We start from the raw sequence: 16,439 nt of genomic DNA, 5'->3' as shown, positions 1-16,439 counted from the left end.
ATGTGGCTGATAGAAACCATCGTACTCTCTATTATTATCACCCTAGGTTGGACCTTGATGTTCACGGTGCCTAAGCGCTATATCTTACCGTGCTTGCTGATGACCGCACTGGGGTTTGGTCTTAAGTCAGCATTGGTACATTATGATGTTAATTTGATTTTAGCGAGCTTTTTGGGGGCGATGTTGGCAAGCTTTGTAGGCGTATATTTTTCTCAAAAATATACCTTGCCGCCTAAAGCCTTAATTTCGCCTAGTGTAATTTGTATGATGCCTGGTATCGCGGCGTATAAAGCGATGGTCAGTATGGTTCAAATTGGCTATCTTGGCTTTTCGGATGCCCTATTTAATCAAATGATGACTTACTTATTTGAGGCGCTTTTTGTCACGTCAGGATTGGTGCTTGGCTTATCCATTCCAGGGATTTTATTCTATAGACGTCGACCTATTGTTTGAGTTGGCTCATCCACTATTCTTAAAGAGCTGCAACTTATTCAGGTCATTCAAATTCAAAACCATCTGTGGCTCTACTAAACCTTCTTTATCAAACTCAACCAAATTTACTTTAACCAAATTAATAGCTTGTACTCAGTTAATAGCTGTCTTTAATTTAATAAATAGCCAATTAAGTTATCATATTAACCTTGGCTTAGTCTTACGCAACTCAATTAGAATCAAACACAGATATAAGGTAACATTAATCTTAACTGTTAGACCTAGCAAATAGACCCAATTAATCGCTAAAAATAAAATCTAAGATAAGGTATAAATATGACAAAACATTATGACTATATTTCTATTGGGGGTGGCAGTGGTGGCATCGCTTCTCTAAACCGTGCGGCCAGTTATGGCAAAAAGTGCGCCATCATTGAAGCCAGTCATCTAGGAGGCACCTGCGTCAACCTAGGCTGCGTACCCAAAAAAGTGATGTGGTACGGTGCTCAAGTTGCCGAAGCCATTCATAAGTATGCCCCTGATTATGGCTTTGATATTGACGTTAAAGGCTTCGATTTTAAGAAACTTGTCGAGACCCGTCAAAAATACATCAGCAATATCCACCGCTCTTATGAGACCAATTTGGCTAAGAATAAAGTTGAAGTGATACAAGGTTTTGCCAAGTTCGTTGATACTAAAACCGTTGAAGTCAATGGTGAGCTAATTACTGCAGATCACATCCTCATTGCCACAGGTGGTCGACCTGTATTCCCAGATGTCAAAGGCGCAGAATATGGTATTGATTCTGATGGTTTCTTTGAGCTAGAGCAGCTTCCTGAGCGAGTCGCTGTTGTTGGTGCCGGCTATGTCGCAGTTGAGATAGCAGGCGTATTACGTAGCTTAGGATCAGAAGTTGATTTATATGTTCGTCAACACTCTCCCCTACGCTCTTTTGATCACAGCATCGTTAACGTGTTGATTGAAGAGATGGATAAGGAGGGTATCGAATTACATACCCATACAGTCATTAAAGAAGTCATTAAAAATGAAGATGGTAGTCTTACCATAGACTTAGAAGATGGTCGCACAAATACTGTGGATTGCTTAATTTGGGCCGTTGGTCGTGAGCCTGCCACAGATAAAATCAATCTGGAAGTGACGGGCGTAGAAACCAACTCTATTGGCAAAATTAAAGTAGATAAGTTCCAAAATACCAATGTTGAAGGCATTTACGCTGTCGGTGATATTATCGAAAACAGCATCGATTTGACTCCGGTTGCCGTAGCAGCAGGGCGACGCTTATCTGAGCGTCTATTCAACAATAAGCCCAATGAGCATTTGGATTATAACTTAGTGCCGACTGTGATCTTTACCCATCCGCCTATTGGTACTATTGGTATGTCTGAAATGCAGGCCATTGCCCAGTATGGTGAAGACAGCATCAAATGCTACAGTTCTACCTTCACCCCAATGTACAGTGCGGTCACCCAGCACCGTCAAAAATGCACCATGAAGCTGGTTTGTCTCGGTGATGAAGAAAAAGTCATTGGCCTACATGGTATTGGTTTTGGTGTGGATGAAATGATTCAAGGTTTTGCGGTTGCTATCAAGATGGGCGCGACCAAAGCTGACTTTGATAATACCGTTGCTATTCATCCGACTGGCTCGGAAGAATTTGTAACCATGCGATAATCTTCTGCTGACTTAGGCGTTGATTAATCTTTCATAAGCGTCAATTAAAAAGGCCACTCTACTTTTAGAGTGGCCTTTTTAATTGACGCGGTTAATAAAACACCAAGCTTTAATCCAAGTGCTGCTTAAAACCACGTTGTTGATCACGTTCCCAATCTCTATCTTTAAGTGTCTTACGCTTATCGTGTAGCTTCTTACCTTTGGCTAAGCCAATTTTGCATTTCACCAACGAGTCTTTCCAATACACCTCTAACGGCACACAGGCATAGCCTTTCTGGTTTACAGCGCCAAACAAGGTGTCAATCTCTTTGCGATGTAGCAGCAATTTACGAGTACGAATACTATCAGGATCGATATGTGTTGAGCTTGATAACAGCGGTTGAATGTGAGCCCCGAATAAGAAAGCTTCATTGCCACGGAAAACCACATACGCTTCGGTAATGGTCATCTTGCCAGCACGAATCGCTTTAACTTCCCAACCTTGCAATGCCAACCCTGCTTCATAAGTCTCTTCAATAAAATACTCATGACGGGCTTTTTTGTTAGTTGCAATCTGATTTGATGGTTTTCTAGTCTTCTTTGCCATATAAATAAAATCTCTCAAATAACCAAGCTCTGCTTTCACTTATTCAGCAAAAGACAACTTGTCGTTCATGTCCCTAATCTTATTGCCTTTATTACAGGCATGACAACAGGCAATTAAGTTAGGTCGAGGTTAAAGTATAGCAAATTTAAGCTAAATACTTTTTCGTAGCTTTGTAAGCTGAACAGTTATTAGAACTGCTCGTGCGGGATTCATTATCAGGGTGAGTAGCGAGATGTGTCTGAGTAAATCTGAATTTAAGTCCTACTAGCATCTTTTTTGTTTAATTAACTAGCAAACAGTTGTCTAATAAGGTTACGTCTTTAAGCAAAATTTGCTACGATAGCCTCCTATTTTACAGCCTACTTAAAACATCATGAATAAACCATCATCGCTACATACTAAAGTTGTCTACCCTGGCACCTTCGACCCTATTACTAATGGTCATCGCGACTTAGTAATGCGTGCCGTTAAGCTTTTTGATGAGGTGGTGATTGCCGTCGCCTTAGGTCATCACAAAAAACCTATGTTTAGCTTCGAAGAAAGAGTGGAACTGGTTGAAACCGTATTTGCTGATTTTCCACAAGTGACTGTGGTTGGCTTTGAAGGCTTATTGGTAGATTTCATGCGGGAACAACAAGCCACTGCTGTACTACGTGGATTACGTGCCACCTCAGACTTTGAATATGAGTTCCAGCTGGCCAATATGAACCGTGAGCTTGACGATAATTTTGAAGCCGTGTTTCTGACCCCTGCCCCTCAGTACTCTTTTATCTCTTCTACCATGATTCGCGAAGTGGCGAAGCTTGGCGGTGAAGTCCATAAATTTGTTCCTGTGTGTGTACAACAAGCTTTTGCCCATAAGCTTGCTAATAACGGTTAATAAGGCTCATACTGTCTCTCTATTTTTCTATTACTAAGTAGTGTTTGTCAGTAAATTCCATTTATCATCAAATACTAGGTAGCTACATCGAACATAGATAGATTGAACAAAGGTTAGGAGTTTGCTATGGCTTTAATGATAACTGATGAATGCATCAACTGTGATGTGTGTGAACCGGTTTGTCCGAATGATGCCATTTATGAAGGTGAGGATATTTATGAAATCAATCCTGACCTCTGTACTGAATGTGTGGGCCATTTTGATGAGCCCCAATGTGTCGAAATCTGCCCAATCGACTGTATTCCTCATGACCCTAATCATGTGGAATCTGAAGGCGATTTGATGGCCAAGTATAAGCGGATTGTTGGCGAATAACTCAGCATATAAATCCTTATAATGGCCGGTACTTTTACCGGCTTTTTTTATGCCACTATCTTGCCAGCTACAAATACAGGTTTACAACAACTTGAACCTAATTCATGTTAAAATGAGCGATATTCTTTTTATCATTCTTAAACCCCTCTATTTTTTCTTCGCCACACTCGCTTTTAAATCTCTTTATTAAATTATTGTTTAGGTCATAACCATGTCTGCTGAAACCATTGCCCGCACCGCTTTTAAACAAGGCGTTACGCCTCTATACGACTACGATAAGCACTGGGCCAGTTGCTACGAACCTGCCCCCTTCTTACCCATGAGCCGTAAAGAGATGGATGAGCTAGGTTGGGATGCTTGTGATGTGATTATCATCTCAGGCGACGCTTACGTCGATCATCCAAGTTTTGGCATGGCCATTATCGGTCGCTTACTAGAAGCTCAGGGCTTCCGTGTCGGTATCATTGCTCAGCCCGATTGGACCAGTAAAGATGCCTTTATGGAACTGGGCAAACCGGTTTATGCGTATGGCGTAACTGCGGGTAATATGGACAGTATGATTAACCGCTACACCGCTGACCGCCGTATCCGTAGTGATGATGCTTACTCTCCAAACAATGCCCCTGACAAACGTCCGGATCGCGCCGCTATTGTGTACAGTCAGCGCTGCCGTGAAGCGTATCCTGATGTGCCGATTATTTTGGGCGGTATTGAAGGTAGCTTACGCCGTATTGCTCACTATGATTATTGGTCGGACAAAGTACGTCGTAGTATCTTGCTAGACAGCCGTGCCGATGTCTTGTTGTATGGCAATGCTGAGCGTGCCATCGTGGATGTGGTGCATGGCTTATCAAAGGGCTATACCTTCGAGCAAATGAGCAGCTTACGTGGCACCGCTTACTTGTTGACCCCATCGCGCCGTCATTGGCAAGCCGATATGGTGGAAGTGGCCAGTAATGATGTGGACACCGTAGGCCGTGTAGACCCTATCATTAATCCTTATGTGATGACGGAAGACTTGGACAGCTGCTCTATTGAAAAAGAAAAAGGCAACTCTGAAAGCAAGGTCAATGCCAGCTTATCAGCGATGGAGCGTCAGTATCAAGGCTTTAAAGCTGAGCCAGTTGACAATAAAATACTAAACGCCGAGCAAGTTAATGATGATGTGCAACCGGTGAAGATGGTTGGTTTAGTCGACCCTCAAGATGACAACAACAAACCAAAAACAGCGCGTAAACACAAACTTAAATTACCCCCTCGTGAAAAAACGGTCATTCGCTTGCCAGATTATGAGCAGGTCAAATCTGATCCTGTCCTTTATGCGCACGCCAACCGTATTCTGCATTTAGAAACCAACCCAGGTAATGCCCGTGCGTTGGTCCAGCGTCATGGTACCGGCGGTGGTAACTCTCGAACCGATATTGATGTGTGGTTGAATCCACCCCCTATTCCTTTATCGATGGAAGAGATGGATTACGTGTTTGACTTACCCTATGCCCGCGTGCCACATCCAAGCTATGGCGATGCGCGTATTCCAGCCTTTGACATGATTAAATTCTCAGTCAACATTATGCGTGGCTGCTTTGGTGGCTGTACGTTCTGTTCTATTACTGAGCACGAAGGCCGTATTATTCAGAACCGTTCTGAAGAGTCGATATTGCGTGAAGTGGAAGCGATTCGAGATACTGCCCCTAACTTTACGGGCGTTATCTCTGACTTAGGTGGCCCTACTGCCAACATGTATCGCCTAAGCTGTAAAGATGAAGCCATCGAAAAGAACTGCCGCAAACCGTCTTGTGTTTACCCTGATATCTGTGAAAACTTACTGACTGACCACAGTAATTTAACCAAGCTATATCGTAAAGCACGTGACATTAAAGGCGTTAAAAAGATTCTAATCGCTTCAGGGCTACGTTATGACTTGGCGGTAAAAGACCCTGAGTATGTCAAAGAATTGGTGACTCATCACGTCGGTGGTTATCTAAAAATTGCCCCAGAACATTCCGAGCAAAACGTCCTGTCGAAGATGATGAAGCCTGGCATGGGCTCATACGATAAGTTTAAGCAGATGTTTGAGCAGTACAGCCAAGAAGCGGGCAAAGAACAGTACTTGATTCCTTACTTTATCGCCGCTCACCCAGGTACCACTGATGAAGATATGATGAATCTGGCGCTGTGGCTGAAACGTAATGACTTTAGAACAGACCAAGTACAGGCGTTCTATCCTAGTCCTATGGCGACAGCGACTACTATGTACCATACTCACAAAGACCCGCTGCATAAAGTGACGCGTGAAGGCGGTGATGTGGAAATCGTGAAGTCTGGTAAGCAGCGTAAATTGCACAAAGCTTTCCTGCGTTATCATGATCCCAAAAACTGGGGCATGCTACGTGCAGCTCTAAAACGTTTAGGTCGTGAGGACTTAATTGGTACCGCTCGCCATTGTCTGGTGCCGCCTTTTAATTCACGTTTAGAAGGCAGAGACAGTCAGGACACCTATCAATCCGCCCGCAAAAAGAACAGCCGTGTCGGTTCTGATTCAGTGAAGCGTAGCCGTAATAGCAGTACCAATGGCTCAAGTGCCAGTAACTCAAACAACAGTCAGGCTAAAAATAATCAGAGTAAAAATAAGCAGGTTAAAAAAGGCAACTTCCAAACTCAGCACACTGGTTTACCGCCACGTGCCACTAAGTAAATTGCTATCAGCAGCTTGGCTATAAGTCGCTGATTTAAATCTGTCTGTATCTTAAATAATTGCCCCACTGTTAACCGCAGTGGGGCTTTTGTTTCTCTGGATTATATCAAATAGATAATATGCTAAACTGAGTGCCATTTTTATAATTTAAACAAAGGTTATAAATCAAACTATAAGCATCAATAAGGCTTTAAATCCCTAACCAATCATTGAACGATTAATAAGCTTTAGCTATTCATTTTAGTGATTTTCTAATGGTTTATGGTGGATTTATGCCTGCTATCGATAACAATACTTCTTCAAAAATCTGATCTAAGAGACAACAATTATGAGCCATTCATTCGGTAAACCTTTTTCAAAAAATTCACTTAACCTACCTAAGGTTGCATTATTGGCATTGGCCATTGCCATAACTGGATGTAACAGTAATAGCACCGAAGCCAAGCAAAGCAAGCCTGTAACCAGCAAAAATACCACGACTGCCTCTGCTGAATCAGATCCTGCGGTGGTTAACGCCATTCAGGCCAATCTAAAAGCCTCTGGTATTGAACAAAAAATTATTTCTGCTGTGCCTACCAGTATGGAAAATATGTACTGGGTTAATGCCGAAGGCGTACCGGCTTTTTATAGTGATAAAGAAGGTCGCCATATTATTCTAGGTCAGATTTTGGAAGTGGGTAAACAACAGCCCGTTGAAATCAGCAGTGAACTAACCGCCAAGGTAGCCAAAGAAAAACTGGCAGCGGTCGATAAAAGTGAACTGATTATTTATCCTGCCAAAGGCGCAACCAAAGCCGTAGTCTATGCCTTTACCGATGCCGACTGTCCTTACTGCACTAAGATGCATTCTGAGATGGATCAAATCAATGCTGAAGGTATCGAAGTTAGATATCTAGCTTGGCCGCGTAGTGAAGCCAGTGTGCCGAAAATGGAAGCCATATGGTGTAGCAATGATCGTAAAACAGCGATGAATAAAGCAAAAATGGGTCAAGAAATCTCATCACCAAAATGTGACAGCCCTGTGAAGTCGCATATCGACCTTGGGCTAAGCCTAGGTGTGAGTGGTACGCCTGCCGTCTTTACGGAGTCGGGCGTTCAAATCGGCGGCTACTTGCCGGCCAAACAATTGGCAGCAGCAGCCATTGCCAACAAATAGTTAGTGACTGCTTAGTAGTTAATGCTTTATTCACTGAGCATTGACTGCTAAGATAAATGCCGCTTTATTAAAACACCCAAGGATTAGAGGGTAAATTATAGGTAGTCGTCAAAGCTATTCGGTACTCTTTAGTTTTAGAAAACAATAGTATTATTTATTCATATCGTAATACACTATATTGACTTTAATTCTCTTTATTGAGTATTTACCCCCTTTTATTTACACTAAAAAACGATTACCAAAAAAACGATCATAACGCTGGATAACACTACTGAGGATAACGTGAGCAAATCAATCAAACTTGCTATATTGGGATTGGGCACTGTGGGCACCGGTGTCCTAGACCTATTAAAAGATAACTTAACCGAGCTTAAGAGGCGTAGTGGTCACGATATTGTTATTACCCAAGTAGGTACCCGTCGTCAACGTGATGATATCGACCCAGCTATTAAACAAAGCAGTGATTTAATGGCAATTGCCGAAAGTGATGATGTGGATATTGTTGTTGAAGTTATTGGTGGACAAACCGTGGCCAAAGATGTCATTACTCATGCCATCAAAAATGGCAAGCATGTGGTTACTGCCAATAAAGCACTACTCGCTGAACACGGCAACGAAATTTTTGCCTTGGCTGAAGAGAACCATGTTCACGTGGCTTATGAAGCTGCCGTAGCAGGTGGCATTCCTATCATCAAAGTCATGCGTGAAGCGTTGGCTGCCAATAAAATTGATTGGCTCACAGGTATCATTAATGGTACCGGTAACTTCATTATGTCTGAAATGCGTGATACCGGCCGTGATTTCAATGACGTATTGGCTGAAGCACAAGCATTAGGCTATGCCGAAGCTGACCCAACTTTTGACGTAGAAGGTATCGATGCTGCTCATAAGTTAGCGTTACTGGCCTCTATTGCCTTCGGTATTCCTCTACAATTTGATAAAGTATATTGTGAAGGTATTACCAATATTACCTTGCAAGATGTCACTTATGCAGAAGAGCTAGGCTACCGTATTAAGCATTTAGGCTTTGCGGTGCGCCGTTATAAAGAGCAAGGGTCTCCCTCTGTCAATAAAGAAGTAACCGGCATTGAACTGCGTGTTCACCCTACTCTTATCCCAGAAGATAAACTGCTTGCCAATGTGAACGGCGTGAAAAATGCGGTACTCGTTAACTCTCACCCGCTCGGTCAAACCCTATATTACGGGGATGGTGCCGGTGCTGGAGCCACAGCGTCTGCAGTGATGGCTGATGTTATGGATTTAATCCGTGTGTTGACAGTAAAAGATGGTCATCATGTGCCCCATCTTGCTTTCATGCCAAATCAGTTGTCTGATACGCCAATTTTAGCTGCTGACCAAATGGTTACCGGCTACTATCTACGTTTAGAAGCTAAGGACACACCAGGCGTATTGGCAGACGTAACACGCATCTTGAGTGATGCCGGTATCAATATTGATGCTATTTTACAAAAGCCTGCGCATCAAAAAGGCCAAGTACCCATTATTATCTTAACGTTACCGGTGATTGAAAATCAGATGAATGTCGCCATTAAGAAGATTGAAGCCTTGGAAGCGATCACATCAGATGTGGTGCGTATTCGTTTGCATGAGTTAGATTAAGCTTTGTTGACTCGATAAGAGTCTTCATTATTTAAAATGTATATAATTTAATTAAGGATAATCGTATGTCATCAGATTCAGTTGTAATTGTAAGCGGCGCTCGTACCCCAATGGGCGGTTTCCAAGGTGATCTTTCTGGCGCAACTGCACCACAGCTTGGTGCTGCTGCTATTAAAGCGGCTGTTGAGCGTGCCGGTGTTAATCCTGCAGAAATTGATGAAGTCATTATGGGTTGTATCTTGACCGCTGGCGTAAAACAAGGCCCAGCCCGTCAAGCCATGCGTAACGCAGGTATTCCTGACAGCACTGGCGCTGTTACTATTAATAAGCTTTGTGGTTCAGGCATGAAAGCTGTAATGCAAGCGCACGATACGATTAAAGCAGGTAGTGCAGATATCGTAGTTGCTGGTGGTATGGAATCTATGACCAATGCCCCTTATATCTTGCCACAAGCACGTAATGGCTACCGTATGGGTCATAATGAAGTTAAAGACCATATGTTCCTTGACGGCCTAGAAGATGCTGATACTGGTAAACTTATGGGTCAATTTGCTCAAGAAATGGCCGATGAAAAAGGCTACACTCGTGAACAAATGGATAACTTCGCTATTGAGTCATTAAATCGTGCACTAACTGCTATTAATGAAGGTCATTTCAAAGATGAAGTGACACCAGTAACGGTTAAAACTCGCAAAGGCGACGTTGTTGTAGAAAGCGATGAGCAACCTGCTAAAGCCAATGCTGAACGTATTCCATTATTACGTCCTGCTTTTGCTAAAGAAGGTAGCATTACTGCGGCTAACGCCAGTTCAATCTCTGACGGTGCAGCTGCTGTTGTTGTGACCTCTGAAAAGGTTGCTCAAGAAAAAGGCTTTAACATCGAAGCACGTATTGTTGCGACCGCTTCTAACTCACGTCATCCCTCTGAGTTTACTATTGCCCCAATCGGTGCAATGGAAAAAGTGTTGGCTAAAGCAGGCTGGTCAGTAGAAGATGTTGATTTATGGGAAATTAACGAAGCCTTCGCTATGGTAACTATGGCGGCTATGGATGAGTTGAATATTCCACATGAAAAAGTAAACATTGAAGGCGGTGCTTGTGCTCTAGGTCACCCAGTAGGTTGTTCAGGAGCTCGTATTTTAGTGACCCTTATCAACTCTCTAAAACGTACTGGCGGCAAAAAAGGTGTGGGTTCACTTTGTATCGGTGGCGGTGAAGCTGTGGCAGTTGCTATCGAATTACCTTAAGTCTATTCTGTCGAATAAATAAGTGTTTAAAACCAATAACTGTTTAAAATAACTTTTTCTTAATTACTCAGTTATTTTAATTTAAAAAAGAGTCTCCTTGTGAGGCTCTTTTTTTTGTTAGAACAGTAATATATTTACAAATACAGAGTAGGTATGTAACAGACTACCAAATCTTTGTTAGTTAACTTACACCCTATTACACCTCATTACGCAACTTAATACTGTGATACTCGTTCACTATATAAACATCGAAAATCTATTGTTAATCTAATACCCAAGTTATCGACAAGTAGTTAAAGATTAATTAAAGACTTTACTTAACACCTAATATCTTTAATTAGATCCGATACTTATATTGGTTATGAACCTTTGAGGATTTATCCAGTATTAACCCTAACAAAAAGTAAATTTAACTAACTTAAAATCAAATAAGTCCAAGATTGGACTTCAAACTAAAAAAAGTAAAAGGAAAATTATAATGAGTCAACTAATCCGTTTAAGAGACATTCAAGCTACTCACCGCGATATTATTGGTGATGATTATTATGATCCAACTGGTAAAGCTGCTTATGGCGCCAATGAAGAAAAAATCGGTAAAATTGAAGGCGCTCTAGTTGAAGAAGCGACTGGCCGTATCCGTTATTTAATCGTAGATGCTGGTGGTTGGTTCAGCTCAAAAGAAGTATTAGTACCTGCAGGTCTTGCTCGTATCGTTGGTGATGACGTATTCTTTGACACATTAACTAAAGCACAAGTTGAAGCCATGGAAGAGTATGACCATGACTATCAGTACAGCTACAGAGAACAAGCTGAAAGAGACCGTCAAGCATTCATCGCTGACACTGTACCTGCTGAAGAGCGTGTAGAAGTTAAAGATAACTTTTATGATGCACCAAATACTCTTGAACTTCTAGAAGAACGTTTAACAGTAAATAAAGATCGTGTTGTGGCAGGCCTAGTGAGTGTTGGTAAACATGTTGTTTCTGAAAACCGTGCAGTAGATGTTGAACTTGAAGAAGAACATGCTCATATCGAACGTACTGAAGTAAACCGTCCTACAGATCGTAGAATTGGTGATGACGTAGGTCAAGATTCTGTACAAGTTGAGCTTGAAGCAGAACGTGCTAACGTATCTAAAGAAACATATGTTACTGAAGAAGTTAACGTTGGTAAAACAACTGAGCGTCATACTGAAACTATCAACGAAACTATCCAACGTGAAGAGTTAGATGTTGACCGTGATGGCAATGTTGTAGACCGCGAAGGTAACCTTGTAAACCGTGATGGTATCACTGCTGATGATGTACGTGCTGCTCGTGGTAAATAAGGATTGATGGGTAAGTCCTATCGAGTCTTAAATAACAAATTTTAAGTTTTTGGGTTAATTAGTCTGTTTTTAGTTAACTTCACAACATTTAGAATCTTGTTAAAGAGAAAGCCAGAGTTAATAGCTCTGGCTTTTTTTAACGCTATCTATAAGTAAGTAAACATAATGAAAACTTGATATAAATTGATATGAAGTATTCTATTAGCCATTACCTTAATTAATTTTATTAATTTTTATTTTATCTACGATTTACTTAGTTTACTAGTTCTCAAAATGATTAGATAAGAATAATTTTTGCTGCGGTTTTTTACTGTCAACTATTTACCATACTTATAAAGGAATTCTTATGGACCCTATTTCAAACAACCCTAATAGTAATAATCCTCAGGATTTGGCCTCTACAGATACTGATCAACACGCCTTAAACTTAAACACGCCCTCAGTAACCGACAACAGCTTACCTACTTCCAATGTTGCTAATCTCGATGCCACTAACCGCTCTTTAGTCGGCACTATAGAGCTGCTTGAAGAACGTGCTGTAGTAGATAAAGAACGCCTTGATATTGGCAAAGTCACTGTTACCAAACAAGTTAGAACCAAGACCATTAATGTTCCTGTCGAATTGGTCGAAGAAGTGATGGTTATCGAGACAGAATATTATGACGCTGACTCTAGACAATTTCTAACCACCACGGCGAGTGATGAAGATTTAATTCGTCATATCGAGCCTACGTTACAAAGCAGACCTAGTATCACGGTTAATGGTACTGAAATGTTTTTAGATCAAGAGCCTATTGAGATTGTATTGTCACGTCAAGTCGCTGTTATTAAGAAAGAGACTTACGCGGTACAAGATGTGGCTATAGAAAAATCGACCCACATCCATAAAGATACCTTTGATGTTGAACTAAAACATGAAGAATTGGATGTTAAAGAAGAAGGTTATTTTGACCACGAAGTTCGTAAACCTTAGTCTATCGATATCGCTAAGTAATATATGATGAATATGATTATTTATAGATAACCTATTCTATGACATAAAAACAGAAACTAAGATAAAAAATAGCCAGCAGTTGCTGGCTATTTTTTATCTTATGGTCGATTTGCTGACCCATTCTTTTTACTGCTGAGGGGCTTCTTCAGCATCAGGCGTTTGCTCGGTATCTACTGGTTGCGTCTCTACAGAAACAGGCTCTTTAACGTCTGTCTCATCTGTATTTGCAGCCATTGAACCATTTTCTGCCTCGCCCTCTGTCACACTTTCTGAGTTAGCATCTACATCGTCAAGATCATCAGCGACGATAACGGGATCATTACCTTCAGCAGGTTCAGCAGACATCGGTACGTCGGTTTCAGCTTCTGGCTGAGGCGCTTCTTCTGCCGGCTTTTGACAGGCGGTCAGACTCATAACTGCAGCCATTGCTGTCGTTAATAGTGTTAATTTCATAGAGTTTTTCATACCCATCATAGTCCTTATTTCTTATTGTGTGTGAACCTCACAACGCTCAGTTAGCCAAGATTTTGAACGCTGTGAGTGTGAAGCTTTTCATCTGGTGTCTCATTTATAGCATGAATAGCCTCATTATAATCCCGATATAAACTTGGTACTATAATAGAACTACTATATTTTACCATGGCACTGTTTATAGCGTAGGCCTGACCCACATGGGCAAGGCGCATTACGGCTAATATTCATGCCTTGATAAGGGTTTTCCGCATTTGCTGCTGGTCGTGACGATTGCGGTGCTTCATTAAGCGCAGCCACTTCCGGATCATTATGACGTTCACCAGTTAAGCTGTCTAACTCATCATGTTCAAACATCATACGCTGACGTTCAGCTTGTGCCAAACGCTCAGCTTCCATCGCTTCTAACTCTTCTTTGGTTGGAATATGAACACGTGACAGATCTTGAACCGTATCAGACTTAATGGCACCAAGCATCATTTGGAATAACTCAAATGACTCACGTTTGTACTCTTGTTGTGGGTCTTTTTGAGCATAGCCTCGCAAGTGAATACCTTTACGCAACTGATCCATCTGGGTTAAATGCTCTTTCCAGTGACGGTCTAAACTTTGTAGCATAAAGTGACGTTCAAGCTGAGCCGCATTCTCAGGCGACATTTGCTCACGGCGATCACGATAGCGCTGAATGGCAGTTTGAATAATCTTTTCACGTAATCCGTCTTCATCCAAGCGACGGTCTTCGTCTAACCAATCGTTGACAGGCAGATAGTACTTAAATTCGCTTTCTAACTCATCTTCTAAACCGTCAATATTCCACTGATCATCAATAGATCCTGGTGGTATAAACTGACTGATTAAAGCATCATAAACATCACGATGCATCTCTTCAATGGCGTCTTTTAAATCTGCTTCAGCCAATAAATCATCGCGCTGTGAATAGATAACTTTACGTTGCTCATTGGCCACGTCATCGTATTTTAGTAGGTTTTTACGGGCATCAAAGTCACGGCTTTCAACTTTACCTTGAGCATTTTCAATAGATCGAGATACCATCTTGTGCTCAATGGCTTCATCTTCTTTCAGACCCATAGCGCGCATCATATTAACCACGCGATCGCCGGCGAAAATACGCATTAAGTCATCTTCTAAAGATAAGAAGAATCGAGACTGACCTGGGTCACCTTGACGACCGGCACGACCACGTAATTGGTTGTCAATACGACGCGACTCATGGCGTTCAGAACCGATAATATGTAAGCCACCAGCCGCCAGTACTTCATCATGCTTCTTCTGCCACGCTGATTTTAAGCGTTGCATTTCTTCAGGGCTGACTCTTTCTTCATCGGTGATATGCGCCTGCCAGTTACCGCCCAAGATAATATCGGTACCACGACCCGCCATGTTGGTGGCAATCGTTACCGCTCGTGGACTACCAGCCTGAGCAATGATCTCAGCTTCACGTTCGTGTTGCTTAGCGTTTAGAACATTATGCTTAATACCTTCTTGGTCTAGCAGATAAGACAACTCTTCACTGGCCTCAATGGTCGCTGTACCTACCAGTACCGGTGCACCTTTGGCTTGAATCTCTTTAATCTCGCGGATAATACCTTTGTATTTACCCAGTTTGGTTAAGAAAATTTGGTCATCTAAATCGATACGGGCAATAGGCTTATGCGTTGGAATTACCACCACATCAATATCATATGTCGATTTGAATTCAGCGGCTTCTGTATCTGCGGTACCGGTCATTCCCGATAGTTTGTCGTAAAGACGGAAATAATTCTGGAAAGTAGTGGTGGCAAGCGTTTGGTTTTCTGCTTGAATCTCTACACCTTCTTTGGCTTCAACTGCTTGATGCAGGCCATCTGACCAACGGCGACCAGGCATGGTACGACCCGTATTTTCGTCAACGATAATGACTTCGCCATTATCAACGATGTAATGCACGTTTTTAACGAAGATATGGTGCGCACGAATGGCAGCCTGTACGTGGGCTAACAATGGCAACCGTGTGGGACTGTATAAGCTTTCATTTTCATCAAGCTCGCCCACTTCGATTAAGAAAGACTCAATCTTCTCGTAACCTTTCTCGCTAATTTCGATTGAACGGTTTTTCTCATCAATCCAAAAGTCGCCGTCTTCATTTTCTTTATTGGCTTCTTCATCGGTTGAGCGTTTCAGACGGGGAATAATGTTATTAATCAGCGCATATGTCGCAGAAGAGTCATCTGCCTGACCGGAGATAATCAGTGGTGTACGGGCTTCATCGATTAAGATTGAGTCAATTTCATCAATAATACAGTAGTTCAGCGGACGCTGTTTTTTCTCCGCCAAGCTAAACACCATGTTATCGCGTAAGTAGTCAAAACCGTATTCGTTGTTGGTACCGTAAGTGATGTCTGCTTGATAAGCATCAACTTTTTCTTGTGCGGGCTGTTGTGAGTAAATAACCCCGACCGTTAACCCTAAGAAACTAAACAGTGGACGGTTAAGCTCAGCATCACGAGCAGCTAGGTAATCGTTGACGGTAACAACATGCACCCCTTTGCCACTGATGGCATTAAGATAAATGGCCAAAGTCGCCATTAAGGTTTTACCCTCACCGGTGCGCATTTCAGCAATTTTACCTTCGTGCAAGGTGATACCACCGATAATCTGCACGTCATAGTGACGCATACCCAGTACGCGCTGTGACGCTTCACGACATACCGCAAAGGCTTCAGGCAGTAAAGAGTCTAGGCTAGCACCTGAATCAAAACGGCTTTTAAATTCTGCCGTCTTGTCTTTAAGCTGTTCATCTGTCAGGGCGGCTATTGCTTCCTCTTGAGCATTAACTTTTGCGACAATTTGACGCATTCGTTTTAGCTCACGATCGTTTTTAGTACCAATTACGCTTCCGATTATTTTTGACAACATAACTATGTAGACCTACTTATCGACTCAGTCGTGCATTTTTGGGTGCAG

The 16,439-nt window shown here is 42.0% G+C and carries 13 protein-coding genes; 10 read left to right on the top strand and 3 right to left on the bottom strand.

The genetic code is table 11. The features are described from left to right. Positions 1–453, top strand: a complete 453-nt coding sequence (locus LK453_RS06600) for a threonine/serine exporter family protein (protein WP_007395690.1) — start codon at positions 1–3, stop codon at positions 451–453. A 315-nt stretch (positions 454–768) separates the two neighbouring features. Continuing rightward, complete coding sequence (gene gorA, locus LK453_RS06595; protein ID WP_007395691.1) at positions 769–2,124, top strand: glutathione-disulfide reductase; 1,356 nt, start codon at positions 769–771, stop codon at positions 2,122–2,124. A gap of 109 nt (positions 2,125–2,233) precedes the next feature. Here gorA and smpB read toward each other — a convergent pair whose 3' ends face one another. Then, positions 2,234–2,710, bottom strand: coding sequence for an SsrA-binding protein SmpB (gene smpB / locus LK453_RS06590; RefSeq protein ID WP_044298531.1), 477 nt, complete (start codon positions 2,708–2,710; stop codon positions 2,234–2,236). A gap of 373 nt (positions 2,711–3,083) precedes the next feature. Here smpB and coaD point away from each other — a divergent pair, with 373 nt between their 5' ends. The 8 genes from coaD (at position 3,084) to LK453_RS06550 (ending at position 12,983) form a co-directional block, all read left to right on the top strand. After that, positions 3,084–3,590: a pantetheine-phosphate adenylyltransferase gene (gene coaD, locus LK453_RS06585; protein ID WP_007395693.1), complete on the top strand. Its 507-nt coding sequence runs from the start codon at positions 3,084–3,086 to the stop codon at positions 3,588–3,590. Positions 3,591–3,716: 126 nt separating this feature from the next. Further along, complete coding sequence (locus LK453_RS06580) at positions 3,717–3,965, top strand: YfhL family 4Fe-4S dicluster ferredoxin (protein WP_007395694.1); 249 nt, start codon at positions 3,717–3,719, stop codon at positions 3,963–3,965. A 211-nt stretch (positions 3,966–4,176) separates the two neighbouring features. Beyond that, positions 4,177–6,660 (top strand): YgiQ family radical SAM protein, encoded by a 2,484-nt coding sequence (locus LK453_RS06575; protein ID WP_007395696.1) that lies wholly within the window; start codon positions 4,177–4,179, stop codon positions 6,658–6,660. 328 nt (positions 6,661–6,988) lie between these two features. Next, the gene (locus LK453_RS06570; protein ID WP_007395697.1) at positions 6,989–7,816 is read left to right on the top strand and encodes a DsbC family protein; all 828 of its coding nucleotides are present in this window, start codon (positions 6,989–6,991) and stop codon (positions 7,814–7,816) included. Positions 7,817–8,098: 282 nt separating this feature from the next. Beyond that, positions 8,099–9,436, top strand: coding sequence for a homoserine dehydrogenase (locus LK453_RS06565; protein WP_007395698.1), 1,338 nt, complete (start codon positions 8,099–8,101; stop codon positions 9,434–9,436). A 65-nt stretch (positions 9,437–9,501) separates the two neighbouring features. After that, positions 9,502–10,683: a thiolase family protein gene (locus tag LK453_RS06560; RefSeq protein WP_007395699.1), complete on the top strand. Its 1,182-nt coding sequence runs from the start codon at positions 9,502–9,504 to the stop codon at positions 10,681–10,683. A gap of 478 nt (positions 10,684–11,161) precedes the next feature. Beyond that, entirely contained in the window at positions 11,162–12,010 is an 849-nt protein-coding gene (locus LK453_RS06555) for a DUF2382 domain-containing protein (protein WP_007395700.1), read from the top strand. A gap of 346 nt (positions 12,011–12,356) precedes the next feature. After that, complete coding sequence (locus tag LK453_RS06550) at positions 12,357–12,983, top strand: YsnF/AvaK domain-containing protein (protein ID WP_007395701.1); 627 nt, start codon at positions 12,357–12,359, stop codon at positions 12,981–12,983. 147 nt (positions 12,984–13,130) lie between these two features. On the opposite strand, the gene LK453_RS06545 is transcribed toward LK453_RS06550, so the two are convergent. Beyond that, complete coding sequence (locus LK453_RS06545; protein ID WP_144295752.1) at positions 13,131–13,469, bottom strand: hypothetical protein; 339 nt, start codon at positions 13,467–13,469, stop codon at positions 13,131–13,133. A 162-nt stretch (positions 13,470–13,631) separates the two neighbouring features. Beyond that, the gene (gene secA / locus LK453_RS06540) at positions 13,632–16,391 is read right to left on the bottom strand and encodes a preprotein translocase subunit SecA (RefSeq protein WP_007395703.1); all 2,760 of its coding nucleotides are present in this window, start codon (positions 16,389–16,391) and stop codon (positions 13,632–13,634) included. Between the last annotated feature and the right edge of the window lie 48 nt (positions 16,392–16,439).

The sequence above is a fragment of the Psychrobacter sanguinis genome, assembly GCF_020736705.1.
Lineage (GTDB): Bacteria > Pseudomonadota > Gammaproteobacteria > Pseudomonadales > Moraxellaceae > Psychrobacter > Psychrobacter sanguinis.
Note: the sequence above shows the minus strand (reverse complement) of the source record. Positions and strands in the feature narration are given on the sequence as shown.

What these genes read in the sequence shown, in the direction of transcription:
- LK453_RS06600 (WP_007395690.1), top strand. Translation starts at nt 1, where the DNA reads ATGTGGCTGATAGAAACCATCGTACTCTCTATTATTATCACCCTAGGT.
- gorA (WP_007395691.1), top strand. Translation starts at nt 769, where the DNA reads ATGACAAAACATTATGACTATATTTCTATTGGGGGTGGCAGTGGTGGC.
- smpB (WP_044298531.1), bottom strand. Translation starts at nt 2,710, where the DNA reads ATGGCAAAGAAGACTAGAAAACCATCAAATCAGATTGCAACTAACAAA.
- coaD (WP_007395693.1), top strand. Translation starts at nt 3,084, where the DNA reads ATGAATAAACCATCATCGCTACATACTAAAGTTGTCTACCCTGGCACC.
- LK453_RS06580 (WP_007395694.1), top strand. Translation starts at nt 3,717, where the DNA reads ATGGCTTTAATGATAACTGATGAATGCATCAACTGTGATGTGTGTGAA.
- LK453_RS06575 (WP_007395696.1), top strand. Translation starts at nt 4,177, where the DNA reads ATGTCTGCTGAAACCATTGCCCGCACCGCTTTTAAACAAGGCGTTACG.
- LK453_RS06570 (WP_007395697.1), top strand. Translation starts at nt 6,989, where the DNA reads ATGAGCCATTCATTCGGTAAACCTTTTTCAAAAAATTCACTTAACCTA.
- LK453_RS06560 (WP_007395699.1), top strand. Translation starts at nt 9,502, where the DNA reads ATGTCATCAGATTCAGTTGTAATTGTAAGCGGCGCTCGTACCCCAATG.
- LK453_RS06555 (WP_007395700.1), top strand. Translation starts at nt 11,162, where the DNA reads ATGAGTCAACTAATCCGTTTAAGAGACATTCAAGCTACTCACCGCGAT.
- LK453_RS06550 (WP_007395701.1), top strand. Translation starts at nt 12,357, where the DNA reads ATGGACCCTATTTCAAACAACCCTAATAGTAATAATCCTCAGGATTTG.
- LK453_RS06545 (WP_144295752.1), bottom strand. Translation starts at nt 13,469, where the DNA reads ATGAAAAACTCTATGAAATTAACACTATTAACGACAGCAATGGCTGCA.
- secA (WP_007395703.1), bottom strand. Translation starts at nt 16,391, where the DNA reads ATGTTGTCAAAAATAATCGGAAGCGTAATTGGTACTAAAAACGATCGT.